The organism is Aquabacterium sp. (genome assembly GCF_029946005.1).
Classification (GTDB): domain Bacteria; phylum Pseudomonadota; class Gammaproteobacteria; order Burkholderiales; family Burkholderiaceae_C; genus Aquabacterium.
Genome location: NZ_JAQSDR010000040.1, coordinates 20125 through 32869, shown reverse-complemented (window position 1 = coordinate 32869; position 12745 = coordinate 20125). Strand labels below are relative to the sequence as shown.

Below are 12745 nucleotides of genomic sequence, written 5' to 3'. Positions count from 1 at the left end.
GGCTCCGAGAGGGGTCAGTCGCGTTCGGCGCCGGGGCTGCGCTTCTTCCGTTTCATGTAGCGCTCCATCAGGGGTGTGGCCGAGATGCCATGGGCCAGGATCGAGATGAATATCGCGATCATGACTGCGCTGGTCAAGGTGCGCGCCACCGTGCCATCGATGCCATGGTTGATCGCGTAAGCCAGGTAGTACACCGACCCCACGCCCCGGATGCCGAACCAGGCTACCAGGCGGCGCTGGGGCTGGGCCATCAGGCGCAAAGGCACCGTGGCCAGCACCGCCACGGGCCGTGCCACGGCCATCACCAGCAGGGCAAACACGACGGTAGTCCATTCCCAGTCGACCGAGGCCAGTGATGCTCCGATCACGAGCACGATGGCCACCTCGGCCAGGTGCTCGCTCTGCGCGCTGAAGTGGATCAATCGAGACGAGTGCGCGCCGTCCTGGTGGGCCACTTTGTCAGCCCGCAAAGACCGCTCGCAATGGGCCAGCGCGGCGCCTGCTGCGAATACCGCCAGGAAGCCATAGGCGTGGATCAGCAGCGCGGCCCCGTACACCAGGGCAATCATGCCAAAGGCCAAGAACTCTTCGGCCTCCAGCGGGTGTCCGCTTTGCCGCAGGGCATGCACTGCCCGCCCCACCGCGTAGCCGCAGAGCCAACCCAATAGCAGGGCCGAAGCCAGGGCCCAAACCACGTCAACGGCCAGCCACCGCCAGCCCCAGTCACCGATTTCATGCAGGCCCATCAAGCCCAGCGCCAGCATCACGCCCGGAAACGCCATGCCATCGTTGAGCCCCCCTTCGGCGGTCAGCGAGAACCGCAAACCATCCCGGTCCTCGGGGTGACGGATCTGAACCTCGGAAGCCAACACCGGGTCGGTGGGCGACAAGACGGCACCCAGCAGCAACAAAGCGGGCCAGGGCAGGTCCAGCAGGAGCCATCCAATCAAGGCGATGCAGGCGGTGGTCACCACCATGCCTACGGTGGCCAATCGAAGCGGCACCGCCCAGGCTGAAAGTGAAAACGGCACCCGCAAGCGCATGCCCACCGTGAACAGGGTGATCAACACCGCCACTTCCGTCAGCACTTCCAGCCATGGCATGCTGTCCTCGGGTGACAGGTCGAGCATGCTGGCGCCCAGCGGCCCGATCAGGACCCCGACGCCAAGGTAGAGGATGGCGGGTGACAAGGGCAACCGCTTGACCAGATGGTTGGAAAACGCCATCGCGATTAGCACGGACCCCACTAGTACGAACCAGGCAATGTGCATGTAAAACAGATTGGAAAAAGCCCTTGAGCACCCTGACCAGCAATGCGGGTGCCGCCCTCGCTGACAAAATCAGGCAGACTGTGCTGGTCTGGCCTGAAAGGGTTTCGCATGCCCCTGTTCCGCGATCTGAAAGACCTGATGGCCAAGGCCACGCCCGCACGATCGGGAGATTTCCTGGCGGGCATTGCCGCGCAAACTGCGCAAGAACGGGTGGTGGCGCAGATGGCCCTCGCTGATCTTCCCCTGCGCACCTTCTTGAACGACGCGCTGATCCCCTATGAAGAGGACGAGGTCACGCGCCTGATCATGGACACCCATGATGCGAAGGCGTTTGCGCCGATCGCGCACCTCACGGTGGGCGACTTTCGCAACTGGCTGTTGCGAGACGACACCGACAGTGACACTTTGGCCGCTGTGGCGCCGGGCATCACACCCGAGATGGCCGCCGCGGTTTGCAAGATCATGCGCAACCAGGACCTGATCCTGGTCGGTCAAAAATGCCGGGTGGTCACCGCCTTTCGCAACACCATCGGTTTGAAAGGCCGACTGTCCACCCGCTTGCAGCCCAATCACCCGACCGACGACGCCAGCGGCATCGCGGCCAGCCTGATTGATGGACTGCTGTATGGCAGTGGCGATGCGGTCATTGGCATCAACCCGGCCACCGACAACGTGCCGCAGGTCATCAAGCTGGTGACGATGATGGCCGAACTGATCGAGCAATACGCCATCCCGACCCAGTCCTGCGTGCTCACCCACGTCACCAACACCCTGGCCGCGATGGAACGTGGCGCGCCCGTGGACCTGGTGTTCCAGTCGATTGGCGGCACCGAGGCCACCAACCGCAGTTTTGGCATTGACCTGGCTTTGTTGGGGCAGGCGCGCGAGGCGGCGCTGTCCTTGAAGCGGGGCACGGTGGGCGACAACGTGATGTACTTCGAAACAGGGCAGGGCAGTGCCCTGTCGGCCAATGGGCATCATGGGGTGGACCAGCAAACCTGTGAGGCCCGCGCCTATGCGGTGGCGCGCCACTTCAAGCCCTTGCTGGTGAACACCGTGGTCGGCTTCATCGGGCCCGAGTACTTGTACGACGGCAAGCAGATCATCCGCGCAGGCCTGGAAGACCACTTCTGCGGGAAGCTGTTGGGCCTGCCCATGGGCTGCGACGTTTGCTACACCAACCACGCGGAGGCCGATCAGGACGACATGGACGTGCTGCTCACGCTGCTGGGCACGGCGGGTTGCACTTTCGTGATGGGCGTGCCGGGCTCGGACGACATCATGCTCAACTACCAGAGCACCTCGTTCCATGATGCGCTGTATGTGCGCCGGGTGTTGGGCTTGCGGCCGGCGCCCGAGTTCGAGGCCTGGTTGCAAGGCATGCAGATCCTGCAAGGTGAGGGGGCCGCTTTTCGGTTGGCCAGTGAGTTGCCCCCGGGCTTTCAGCATGCCCTGCTGAGCGCGCCATGAGCCCGTCGCCCGTTACCGCCAATCCCTGGCTGGCCTTACGCCGTTTCACACGGGCCCGCATTGCCTTGGGGCGCGCGGGTGTGAGCCTGCCGACCGCGCCGCATCTGGCGTTCCAACAGGCCCATGCCCAGGCACGCGATGCCGTGCACCTGGCGCTGGATGTGCCCGCCTTGCAGGCCGCCTTGACGGCGCTGGGCCATGAAACCCTGTGGCTGCACAGCGCGGCGGCTGACCGAGATGCTTACTTGAAACGGCCCGACCTGGGCCGCCGGCTGGATGCCCCATCGCGGCAAATGCTCCTGGATCGTTGTTCAGCCAGCGCCTTGCAAGCCGCCGAGCCGCAGGCACGTGGCTGTGACATCGCCTTCGTGGTGGCCGATGGCCTGTCGGCACTGGCCATCGGCAGGCATGCCGTGCCTTTCTTGCAGCGGGTGTTGCCTGCCGTGCAAGCCGAAGCCTGGTCGATCGCGCCTTTGGTCATCGTGGAGCAAGGCCGGGTCGCCATTGAAGACGAGGTGGGCGAGCTGCTGGGCGCCCGGCTGGTGGTGATCCTGATCGGCGAGCGGCCCGGGCTCAGTTCACCCGACAGCATGGGCCTCTACCTGGCGTGGATGCCTCGCCCAGGTTTGACCGACGCTGACCGCAACTGCATCTCGAACGTGCGGCCCGAAGGCCTGGACTATGAACACGCCGCGCTGAAGCTGATGCAATTGCTGCGCGAGTCCAGGCGCCTGCAGTTGTCGGGCGTGCGCTTGAAAGACGAGCACGGCGCGTCGGCCGCCCCCGCCATCAACCCTTGAAAACAGCGGCCGCGACCTGAGGCACAATGGCGGCCGGTCTGGCTCCATGGTTCAATGGATAGAACAGCCCCCTCCTAAGGGGCAGATGCAGGTTCGATTCCTGCTGGGGCCACCATCCACCATCAGCTCTTGAGCATGCCCTTGGTCTCGATGAAGGCAATGACCTCATCCAGTCCCGCCTTGGTCTTCAGATTACTCATCACGAATGGCCGCGCAGCGCGCATGCGCTTGGTGTCGGCCTCCATCACGTCCAGGTTGGCGCCCACGTAAGGGGCCAGGTCGGTCTTGTTGATGACGAACAGGTCGCTCTTGGTGATGCCAGGCCCGCCCTTGCGCGGGATCTTCTCGCCTGCCGCCACATCGATCACGTAGATGGTCAGGTCACTCAGCTCGGGGCTGAAGGTGGCCGCCAGGTTGTCGCCACCCGATTCGATGAAGACGATGTCAGCATTGGGGTACTTGGCCAGCATGCGGTCCACCGCCTCCAGGTTGATGGAGGCGTCTTCGCGAATGGCGGTGTGCGGGCAGCCGCCGGTTTCCACGCCCATGATGCGGTCGGGCTCCAGCGCGCCAGCCACGGTCAGCAGGCGCTGGTCTTCCTTGGTGTAGATGTCGTTGGTGACCACGACCAGGTCGTAGGTGTCGCGCATGCCCTTGCAGAGCATTTCGACCAGGGTGGTCTTGCCGGAGCCGACCGGGCCGCCCACTCCCACGCGCAGGGGGGGCAGTTTCTTGGTGCGGTTGGGGATGTTGTGCAGGTTGGTGCTCATGATCGGAAGAGGCGTGAGTATTGGGTTTCGTGCTGGCTGCTCAAGATGGCCAGCATGGGGGTGAAAGCCTGGCGCTGGCTGTCGGGCAGGGCGCAGGCGTGGTCAATGGCGGTGGGGATGTCGTCAATCAGTGATTGCAAAATGCGCTGACCGGCGCTCTGGCCCAGGGGCACGGACTTGATGGCGGCCTGTACCATGTTCTCGGCCCAGCCGAAGGCGAAGCTCAGCAGCGTGTCTTTGACGATGTCGCTGTGCGGCGCGGTGTGGGCCGGGTTGTCGGGCAGGCACTGGGCCACGGCCAGTGCAAAAGCCACGGGCCAGGTGGGCGCGGGCTTGAGCGCGGCGCACTGCGCCAACCTAGGGTCGTTCGGGGCCACGGAGTTGCCACGGTTGCGCACCCATTCGACCAGCGAGCGGCCCATCTGTTCGGCCTGCAGCTTCAGTTCGGTGGTTTCACGGGTGTGGACGACCCAGTCGTTCAGTTCGGTGATGCGGGGCAGGTTGTGGCGCTGCCAGGCGGGCAGGGCCTTGGCCACCACGGCCAGGTCGGCGCGGGCCACGCTCAGGTGCAACTGGTCGCGCAGCCAGGCACCGGCGGTGGCCTCATTGGAGACGAAGCCTGATTCAACGGCGGCTTCAAGCACCTCGGAATAACTGAAGCCGCCCACGGGCAAGGCGGGCGAGGCCAGCCACATCAACTGCAATCGTGCGGAGGCACTCAGGGGCGTGGGAGCGCCCAGAACGCGAGGCATCAGTGGTCGTGGCCGTGGTTGCAGCCAGGGCCATGCACGTGGGGTGCGGCTGCGGACTTCACCGCGATGCCAATCGGTTTGCCACGAGCCGGTGTGGCGGGCGGGGCATGACCGTGGTCATGGTGCTCGTGCCCCTGAGCATGGCCTTCTTGCGCATGGTCGTGCCCGTCTTCTTCGTGCTGATGCCCGTGGCCATGTGAATGACCACCGCCCGCCGCATAGGCCCCGCCTTCGGGCTCGAAGGTCGTGTTGGCTTCCACCACGGTCAGGTGCAGGGCCCGCAGCATGTCGGCCAGCACGTGGTCGGGCTCAATCTTCAGGTGATCGGGCTGCAACTCGATCTGCACATGGCGGTTGCCCAAGTGGTAGGCCGCGCGCGTCAAGTCGAACGCTTTGCCGTGCTCGGCGCAGGGTGTGATCACCAGCACGGGCTGGGGCTTGGCGGTGACGCGGATCAGCGAACCGTCTTCGGCCACCAGCACATCACCACCGCGCACGGCAGTGCCGCGGCTCAGAAAAATGCCCAACTGTCGGCCAGCGCTGTCGGTGGCGTCAAAGCGGCTTTTCTGACGAACATCCCAGTCGAGTTCGACGGTGTGGGCGCGCTTGAGCAGCGCGTTGGCAAGGCCCTGGCCTTGGGGGAGGAGTTTGTTGACGGTCAGCATGGGGTCAATGGTAAGCAAAAAACGTGACACCTGTATTCTGCAAATAAGAATCATTGCTGTTATTATTTTTGAAGAACAATTGGACGCCAACCGGCCTCAAAGCTCATGAATATCTTCGTCAAATCCGTATTTACCGGCGTGCTTGTTGGGGCCGTTGTGGTCAGCGCTCATGCTCAATCTGGCGGCGTGCTCAACATCTACTCGGCGCGCCACTATCAAACCGACGAGGCGATGTACGCCAACTTCACCAAGCAGACCGGCATCAAGGTCAACCGCCTGGATGGCAAGGAAGACGAGTTGCTGGAGCGGATCAAGAACGAAGGCGCCAATGGCCCGGCTGACCTACTAATCACCGTGGATGCCTCGCGCCTTGAAGTCGCCGACAAGGCAGGGTTGTTTCAGCCCTGGCAATCCAAGGTGCTGGAAGCCCGCATTCCAGCCACTTTGCGCACGCCCACCTGGGTCGCGTTTTCAACCAGGGCTCGCTTGATCGTCTACAACAAGGCCACCATCAAGGCTGACATGGTTCAGACCTATGAAGACTTGGCCTTGCCGCGTTTGAAGGGGCAAGTTTGCGTGCGCTCGGGCTCGCATCCCTACAACCTGTCGCTCGGTGGCGCGATGATCGCTCACCTGGGCGAGGCCAAGACGGAAGCTTGGGCCAAGGGCCTGGTGGCCAATTTTGCCCGCTCGCCCAAGGGGGGGGACACCGACCAGATCAAGGCGGTGGCGTCTGGCGAATGCGGTGTGGCCATTTCAAACAGCTACTACCTGGCGCGGCTCATGCGCTCCAGCAAGCCTGAAGACCTTCAGGTGGTCAAGGACCTGGGCGTGGCCTGGCCCAACCAGAAGTCCTGGGGCACCCACATCAATGTGTCTGGCGCTGGCGTGATCAAGACCGCGCCGAACCGTGATGCCGCCATCCGTTTTCTGGAATACCTGAGCAGCGACGAGGCGCAGGCTTACTTTGCCGATGGCAACAACGAGTGGCCAGTGGTCAGTTCGGCCAAGGTCAAGAACCCGGCTTTGGAGTCATTGGGGGCCTTCAAGGCCGATGCGCTGCCCGTGGGCCAACTGGGTGCCAACGCAGTGCTGGCTCAGAAGGTGTTTGACCGCGCCGGATGGCGCTGAATCAGGCGTGCCGCTCTGCGGCAATCTGGCGGCACAAAATGATGAGTGGCACCAGTCCCACCGCCACGATGGCCAGGGCGGCGGTGGAGGCTTCGCTCAATCGCTCGTCCGAGGCCAGGGTGTAGACCTGTGTGGCGAGGGTGTCGAAATTAAATGGCCGCATGACCAGCGTGGCAGGCAGCTCTTTCATCACGTCGATGAACACGAGCAGCCCCGCGGTCAACAGGCCTCGCCTGAGCAGTGGCAGGTGCACCCTGAGCAAGGTTTTTCCTGAGGACAGCCCCAGGCTGCGCGCGGCGTCGTCCATGTGGGATGTGACCCGGTGCAAGGCAGCGTCCACGTTTTGCAAGGCGGCGGTCAGGAAGCGAACCAGGCAGGCGTACACCAACGCGGCAATGCCGCCCGTGAGTATCAAGCCACCTTGCCAGCCCAGGTGCGCTTTCAAAGCCGATACCAGGGCATTGTCCAGTTGGGTGACCGGGATCAACACGCCCACTGCGATGACGGATCCCGGCAGGGCATAGCCCATGCCCACAGCGCCATGGGCGGCCCTGGTCCAAAGTGTGGGGTGCAGACGATGGGCATAGGCCACGATGAGGGCCAACGTCACGGCCAGCACGGCGGTCATGGCCGAGACCACGAAGCTGTTGCGTGCCAAGGTCAGGAAGCGCGTGCCGAACTGGGCATCGCCGTCGGTCAGTGCCATGTGCAGCATCACGCCGCCTGGCAGCACGAAGCCGATCAACAACGGGATCAGGCAAGCCACCACCGCCAATCCTGCTGGCCCGCCCCGAAGTCGGTGACCTCGCGACGGCTTGCGCAAACCGGTGCCGTGGAAGCGGGCCCGTCCGCGTGAGCTTTGCTCAATGCTCAAGACCACCAGCACAAAGCCCAGCAGGCACATGGCCAACTGGGCGGCGGCCACTCGGTCGCCCAACGAGAACCAGGCCCGATAGATGCCGGTGGTGAAGGTTTGAACGGCGAAGTAAGAGACCGCGCCATAGTCGGCCAGTGTTTCCATCAAAGCCAGGGCCATGCCGGCGGCGATGGCGGGGCGGGCGATGGGCAGCGAGACCCTGACAAAGCTCTGCCATGGGCTCAAGCCCAGGGAGCGGGCGGCTTCGGTCACGGCACCGCCTCTTTCCAGAAACGCGGTGCGGGTCAGCATGTACACATAGGGGTAAAGCACCCCGATGAACATGAAAATCGCCCCGCCCAAGGTGCGAACATCGGGGAACCAATAGTCGGCGCGGGTCCAGTTCAAGCTGGCCCGAAGCCAGCTCTGAACCGGGCCTGAGAACTGGAGGACATCCGTGTAGGCATAGGCCATCACATAGGCAGGCATGGCCAGCGGCAACACCAGGGCCCATTCAAAAACCCGGCGCCCCGGAAACTCACAATGGGTGACCAGCCAGGCCGCGCCCACGCCGACCAGCGCCGTGCCGGTGCCCACACCCAGGCACAACACCACGGTGGTGGTGATGTAATCCGCCATCACCGTGTCCATCAGGTGGGCCCAGGTGCCGGTGGTGCCTGCATTGAACACATTGGTGGCCACGGACAGCAGCGGGATGACCATGACCACGGCGATGAGCAGTGCGAGCAGGGTCAGCCCACTGGGTCGAATGCGGTGGGGGTAGGAGGACATCATGGATGCGGGCTAGTGTAAGGTGCCGCCCTGTATGACTCATTCACCACCTCATCCATCGCTGGCGCTGCACGGCATCCACCACGCCTATGAGGGTCGGCCCACCGTCGAGCACTTGAGCCTGTCGGTCGCTGCTGGCGACATCTGCTGTTTGCTGGGCCCCTCTGGCTGCGGCAAGACCACGGTGCTGCGGTGTGTGGGCGGCTTCGAGCGTTTGACGTCGGGGTCGATCAGCATGGAGGGCGATGTAGTCAGCGGGCAGGGGCGGCACGTGCCCCCTGAGCGCAGGCGCATCGGCATGGTGTTTCAGGACTACGCCTTGTTTCCCCACCTGAGTGTTGAGCGCAATGTGGCCTTCGGTTTGAAGGGCGGGGCGGAGGCACTTCAAACGGCACGGCAATGGCTTGAGACGGTGGGTTTGGCCTCTGCCGCCCAGCGCTTTCCGCACGAGTTGTCCGGAGGCCAGCAGCAGCGGGTGGCCTTGGCTCGGGCCTTGGCGCCTCGGCCGCGCTTGCTGTTGCTGGACGAGCCTTTTTCCAACCTGGATGTGGCCTTGCGTGAGCAACTGGCCGCCGAGGTGCGTGGCGTGTTGAAGGCGACGGGTACCACGGCGGTGTTCGTCACGCATGACCAGAACGAAGCGTTTGCCATGGCCGATCAGATCGTGGTGATGGAGCAGGGCCGCATTCAGCAAATCGACACGGCTTACAACCTGTACCACCGGCCCCGCAATCGTTTCGTGGCCGACTTCATCGGGCAGGGCGTGTTCGTGTCGGGCCGGGTGCGCGATGCGAGGTGTTTGAACATCGAGTTGGGTGACGTGATCTCACCAGGGCCCATCTGCTACGCCGATGACCTGGCGCCGTGCGCGCCTGGAAGCGCGGTTGAGGTGTTGTTGCGGCCCGATGACGTGGTCCACGACGATGCCAGTGCGGTGCGGGCTTTGGTGAAACACAAGGCTTTCCGGGGGGCCGAGATCCTCTACACCCTGGAGCTGCCCAGCGGTGCCAGGGTGCTGTCGATGGTGCCTTCGCACCACGACCATGCGCTCAACGAATCGATCGGCGTGCGCCTGGAGATGGATCACCTCATTGTGTTTCCGCCAGGCGAGGTTCAGAACAAGAAGTAACGCTGCGCCATCGGCAAAACCGTGGCGGGCTCGCAGGTCAACAACTGCCCATCGGCGCGCACCTGGTAGGTTTGCGCGTCGATCTCCATCACCGGCAGGTAGTGGTTGTGGATCATGTCGGCCTTCTTGATGCTGCGGTTGCCCCGCACGCCCACCGCCTTCTTCTTCAAACCATATTGCTCGGGCATGCCCGCATTGATGGACGCCTGACTCATGAAGGTCAGCGAACCACGCGCCAAGGCGCCGCCAAAGGCGCCGAACATGGGCCGGTAATGCACCGGTTGAGGCGTCGGGATGGACGCACTCGGATCCCCCATGGCTGCCGAGGCGATGAAACCGCCCTTGAGGATCAGGCTGGGCTTGATGCCGAAGAAACCGGGCTTCCACACCACCAGATCGGCCCATTTGCCCACCTCGATGCTGCCCACTTCGTGCGCAATGCCATGCGACAAAGCCGGGTTGATCGTGTACTTGGCCACATAGCGTTTCACGCGCGTGTTGTCATTGCGATCGGAATCGCCAGGCAGGGCGCCGCGTTGCGTCTTCATCTTGTGCGCCGTCTGCCAGGTGCGCAGGATGACCTCGCCCACGCGGCCCATGGCCTGCGAGTCGGAGCTGAACATGCTGATGGCGCCCAGGTCGTGCAGGATGTCTTCGGCGGCGATGGTCTCGCGGCGGATGCGGCTTTCGGCAAAGGCCAGGTCTTCGGCGATGGACGCGTCAAGGTGGTGGCACACCATGAGCATGTCCAGGTGCTCGTCGATGGTGTTGACCGTGTAGGGCATGGTCGGGTTGGTCGATGAGGGCAAGAAATTGGCCTCGCCCACCACGCGCATGATGTCGGGCGCGTGGCCGCCACCGGCGCCCTCGGTGTGGAAGGCGCACAAGGTGCGGCCCTTGGTGGCGGCGATGGTGTTCTCGACAAAGCCCGATTCATTCAGCGTGTCGCTGTGGATCGAGACCTGGGTGTCGGTCTCTTCGGCCACGCTCAGGCAGCAGTCGATGGCCGAGGGCGTGGTGCCCCAGTCTTCGTGCAGTTTCAGGCCGATCACGCCGGCCTCGACCTGCTGGCGCAAGGCCTCGGGGCGGCTGGCGTTGCCCTTGCCCAGAAAGCCCAGGTTCATCGGGAAAGCCTCGGCCGCTTGCAGCATCCGCGAGATGTTCTCCGGCCCAGGCGTGCAGGTGGTGGCGAAGGTGCCGGTGGCCGGGCCTGTGCCGCCACCCATCATGGTGGTCACGCCGCTGTTGAGCGCCTCTTCGATCTGCTGTGGGCAGATGAAGTGGATGTGCGTGTCGATGCCGCCCGCCGTGACGATCATGCCCTCGGCCGCGATGATCTCGGTGCCCGGGCCAATGACGATGTCCACGCCGGGTTGCACATCGGGGTTGCCCGCCTTGCCGATTTTGAAGATGCGGCTGCCTTTGATGCCGATGTCCGCCTTGACGATGCCCCAGTGGTCGAGGATCAGCGCATTGGTGAGCACGCAATCGACCGCGTCCATGGGGCCGGGGCCGTTGATGCGCTGGCTCTGACCCATGCCGTCGCGGATGGTCTTGCCGCCGCCGAACTTGACCTCCTCGCCGTAGCCACCAGCCTGCAAGGTCAAGTCGCGCTCGACTTCGATGATGAGGTTGGTGTCGGCCAGGCGCAGGCGGTCGCCGACGGTGGGGCCGAACATTTCAGCGTAGGCACGCCGTTGGATGGTTGCCATCAGAAGGTGTCTTTCGCCAAAATCAGAGGGGGCCTTGGGTCAGGCCACGGAATCCATAAACGATGCGGTCGCCTGCATAGTCGACCAGCTCAATGGTGCGCTGCTGGCCGGGCTCGAAGCGCACTGCGGTGCCGGATGCGATGTTCAGGCGCATGCCGTGGGCGGCGCCACGGTCAAAGCGCAGGCCCGCATTGGTTTCGCTGAAGTGGTAGTGCGAGCCGACCTGGATGGGGCGGTCGCCCGCGTTCTCGACGACCAGGGTGATGGTGCGGCGGCCAGGGTTGAGGTCGTGGTCAGGGCCATCGGTGAGGAGTTCGCCGGGGATCATCGTGGGCCCTTCAGAACGCGCCAGCGATGGCTGGGGTCAGCAAACCAAGGCCTAAGGTGGCGACCCCGATGCCAGCGATGCGTGGCAGCCAGCGGCTGCGTTGGCGCAAAGCCAGCCCCGCAGCGATGCCGACAGCGTGCAAGGCCAGGGTGCTCAAGACCATGCCGGTGAGCGCGGCGGCGGCATGGCCGCCCAATTCCTGGCCGTGCGCCAAGCCGTGGAAGAGGGCGAAGCCGACCACGAGGGCGGCGCCCATGCCGGTGGGCAGTGCGCTGCGCGTGGCCACCAGCAGCCCCATGGCCAACAGCGAGGCGGCGATCATGGGCTCAACGCCAGGCAGCGTGACACCATTGAGCGCCATCAGGGCGCCCATCAGCAAGGTGGCGGCAAACACCAATGGTGCGGACAGAATGCGCGCGGCCCCCATGGGCGACGATGCCTGTTTGGAGAAACTCAGCGCGCTCCACAAGCCCACGCTCACCATGGCGGCCACGTGGTCCAGGCCGGTCAACGGGTGGGCCGCACCTGCCAACAGGCTGCTGAAGGTGTCATGGGTGTGGCCCAGTCCAGCTTCGGCACCCACGTGGGCATGAGCCACGGTGGTCAATGAGGCGGCTGCCAGCCCGGCAGCCCAGGGGGCACAGACCAGAATGGTGCGGCGGTAGGTGATGTTCGGCATGTCGTTGAATCCAGGCTGGGACGTGGATGGTTTTGATTGCACTTAAGTGGTGCAAATCTGCGAAGAGAATGATTTCATGCAATGGGTTGGTGCACGGTCACCAACTTGGTGCCATCCGGGAAGGTCGCTTCCACCTGGATTTCAGGCACCATGTCGGCCACGCCGTCCATGACGTCATGGCGGCTCAGCACGGTTTTGCCTTCGCTCATCAAAGTGGCCACGGTTTTGCCATCTCGGGCGCCTTCCATGATGGCGGCGGTGATCAGAGCCACAGCTTCAGGATAGTTCAGCTTCAGCCCCCGGGCCTTGCGCCGCTCGGCCAGCAGGGCGGCCGTGAAGATCAGCAGCTTGTCTTTCTCTCGTGGGGTCAGTTCCATTGGGGTTCTCGGC

General features: G+C 64.0%; 13 protein-coding genes and 1 tRNA gene. 5 read left to right on the top strand and 9 right to left on the bottom strand.

Annotated features, from left to right (window positions below):
- Nucleotides 1-14: 14 nt before the first annotated feature.
- Nucleotides 15-1238 carry a cation:proton antiporter gene (locus tag PSV38_RS19560; RefSeq protein ID WP_300550491.1) on the bottom strand — a complete coding sequence of 408 codons (1224 nt, stop codon included), beginning with the start codon at nt 1236-1238 and terminating at the stop codon, nt 15-17.
- Between the two features lie 141 nt (nt 1239-1379).
- Between PSV38_RS19560 and PSV38_RS19555 the strand changes: the two genes are divergently transcribed.
- From PSV38_RS19555 to PSV38_RS19545, 3 genes are all read left to right on the top strand, one after another.
- Nucleotides 1380-2741: an ethanolamine ammonia-lyase subunit EutB gene (locus PSV38_RS19555; protein WP_300550489.1), complete on the top strand. Its 1362-nt coding sequence runs from the start codon at nt 1380-1382 to the stop codon at nt 2739-2741.
- On the top strand, nt 2738-3541 hold the full coding sequence (gene eutC / locus PSV38_RS19550; protein ID WP_300550487.1) for an ethanolamine ammonia-lyase subunit EutC: 804 nt from the start codon (nt 2738-2740) through the stop codon (nt 3539-3541). Before PSV38_RS19555 ends, eutC begins: the two co-directional genes overlap by 4 nt.
- A 40-nt stretch (nt 3542-3581) precedes the next feature.
- Nucleotides 3582-3656: transfer RNA gene (locus tag PSV38_RS19545), tRNA-Arg, on the top strand.
- 7 nt (nt 3657-3663) lie between these two features.
- On the opposite strand, the gene ureG is transcribed toward PSV38_RS19545, so the two are convergent.
- From ureG to ureE, 3 genes are read right to left on the bottom strand one after another with little or no spacing between them, the layout of a single operon-like run.
- Nucleotides 3664-4311, bottom strand: coding sequence for an urease accessory protein UreG (ureG, locus tag PSV38_RS19540; RefSeq protein WP_300550485.1), 648 nt, complete (start codon nt 4309-4311; stop codon nt 3664-3666).
- The gene (locus PSV38_RS19535) at nt 4308-5063 is read right to left on the bottom strand and encodes an urease accessory UreF family protein (RefSeq protein ID WP_300550483.1); all 756 of its coding nucleotides are present in this window, start codon (nt 5061-5063) and stop codon (nt 4308-4310) included. The genes ureG and PSV38_RS19535 overlap by 4 nt, the downstream gene beginning before the upstream one ends.
- Nucleotides 5063-5728, bottom strand: coding sequence for an urease accessory protein UreE (ureE, locus tag PSV38_RS19530; protein ID WP_300550482.1), 666 nt, complete (start codon nt 5726-5728; stop codon nt 5063-5065). Before ureE ends, PSV38_RS19535 begins: the two co-directional genes overlap by 1 nt.
- A gap of 105 nt (nt 5729-5833) precedes the next feature.
- Between ureE and PSV38_RS19525 the strand changes: the two genes are divergently transcribed.
- Entirely contained in the window at nt 5834-6859 is a 1026-nt protein-coding gene (locus PSV38_RS19525; protein WP_300550480.1) for an extracellular solute-binding protein, read from the top strand.
- 1 nt (nt 6860) lies between these two features.
- Here the strand turns inward: PSV38_RS19525 and PSV38_RS19520 are convergent, their stop codons facing one another.
- Nucleotides 6861-8507, bottom strand: a complete 1647-nt coding sequence (locus PSV38_RS19520) for an iron ABC transporter permease (protein ID WP_300550636.1) — start codon at nt 8505-8507, stop codon at nt 6861-6863.
- Between the two features lie 34 nt (nt 8508-8541).
- Between PSV38_RS19520 and PSV38_RS19515 the strand changes: the two genes are divergently transcribed.
- Nucleotides 8542-9636 carry an ABC transporter ATP-binding protein gene (locus tag PSV38_RS19515; protein WP_300550478.1) on the top strand — a complete coding sequence of 365 codons (1095 nt, stop codon included), beginning with the start codon at nt 8542-8544 and terminating at the stop codon, nt 9634-9636.
- On the opposite strand, the gene ureC is transcribed toward PSV38_RS19515, so the two are convergent.
- The 4 genes from ureC to ureA form a co-directional block, all read right to left on the bottom strand.
- A complete protein-coding gene (gene ureC / locus PSV38_RS19510) occupies nt 9621-11348 on the bottom strand; it encodes an urease subunit alpha (RefSeq protein ID WP_300550476.1) in 1728 nt (575 codons plus the stop codon). The genes PSV38_RS19515 and ureC overlap by 16 nt on opposite strands.
- A gap of 22 nt (nt 11349-11370) precedes the next feature.
- Nucleotides 11371-11676 carry an urease subunit beta gene (locus PSV38_RS19505; RefSeq protein WP_300550474.1) on the bottom strand — a complete coding sequence of 102 codons (306 nt, stop codon included), beginning with the start codon at nt 11674-11676 and terminating at the stop codon, nt 11371-11373.
- A 10-nt stretch (nt 11677-11686) separates the two neighbouring features.
- On the bottom strand, nt 11687-12355 hold the full coding sequence (locus tag PSV38_RS19500; RefSeq protein WP_300550473.1) for a HupE/UreJ family protein: 669 nt from the start codon (nt 12353-12355) through the stop codon (nt 11687-11689).
- A 74-nt stretch (nt 12356-12429) separates the two neighbouring features.
- Nucleotides 12430-12732, bottom strand: a complete 303-nt coding sequence (ureA, locus tag PSV38_RS19495; RefSeq protein WP_230182490.1) for an urease subunit gamma — start codon at nt 12730-12732, stop codon at nt 12430-12432.
- Nucleotides 12733-12745: the final 13 nt, after the last annotated feature.

Bases quoted from the DNA above. Each gene is read 5' to 3' on its own strand.
- PSV38_RS19555 (WP_300550489.1), top strand. From the start codon at position 1,380: ATGCCCCTGTTCCGCGATCTGAAAGACCTGATGGCCAAGGCCACGCCC.
- eutC (WP_300550487.1), top strand. From the start codon at position 2,738: ATGAGCCCGTCGCCCGTTACCGCCAATCCCTGGCTGGCCTTACGCCGT.
- ureG (WP_300550485.1), bottom strand. From the start codon at position 4,311: ATGAGCACCAACCTGCACAACATCCCCAACCGCACCAAGAAACTGCCC.
- PSV38_RS19535 (WP_300550483.1), bottom strand. From the start codon at position 5,063: ATGCCTCGCGTTCTGGGCGCTCCCACGCCCCTGAGTGCCTCCGCACGA.
- ureE (WP_300550482.1), bottom strand. From the start codon at position 5,728: ATGCTGACCGTCAACAAACTCCTCCCCCAAGGCCAGGGCCTTGCCAAC.
- PSV38_RS19525 (WP_300550480.1), top strand. From the start codon at position 5,834: ATGAATATCTTCGTCAAATCCGTATTTACCGGCGTGCTTGTTGGGGCC.
- PSV38_RS19520 (WP_300550636.1), bottom strand. From the start codon at position 8,507: ATGTCCTCCTACCCCCACCGCATTCGACCCAGTGGGCTGACCCTGCTC.
- PSV38_RS19515 (WP_300550478.1), top strand. From the start codon at position 8,542: ATGACTCATTCACCACCTCATCCATCGCTGGCGCTGCACGGCATCCAC.
- ureC (WP_300550476.1), bottom strand. From the start codon at position 11,348: ATGGCAACCATCCAACGGCGTGCCTACGCTGAAATGTTCGGCCCCACC.
- PSV38_RS19505 (WP_300550474.1), bottom strand. From the start codon at position 11,676: ATGATCCCCGGCGAACTCCTCACCGATGGCCCTGACCACGACCTCAAC.
- PSV38_RS19500 (WP_300550473.1), bottom strand. From the start codon at position 12,355: ATGCCGAACATCACCTACCGCCGCACCATTCTGGTCTGTGCCCCCTGG.
- ureA (WP_230182490.1), bottom strand. From the start codon at position 12,732: ATGGAACTGACCCCACGAGAGAAAGACAAGCTGCTGATCTTCACGGCC.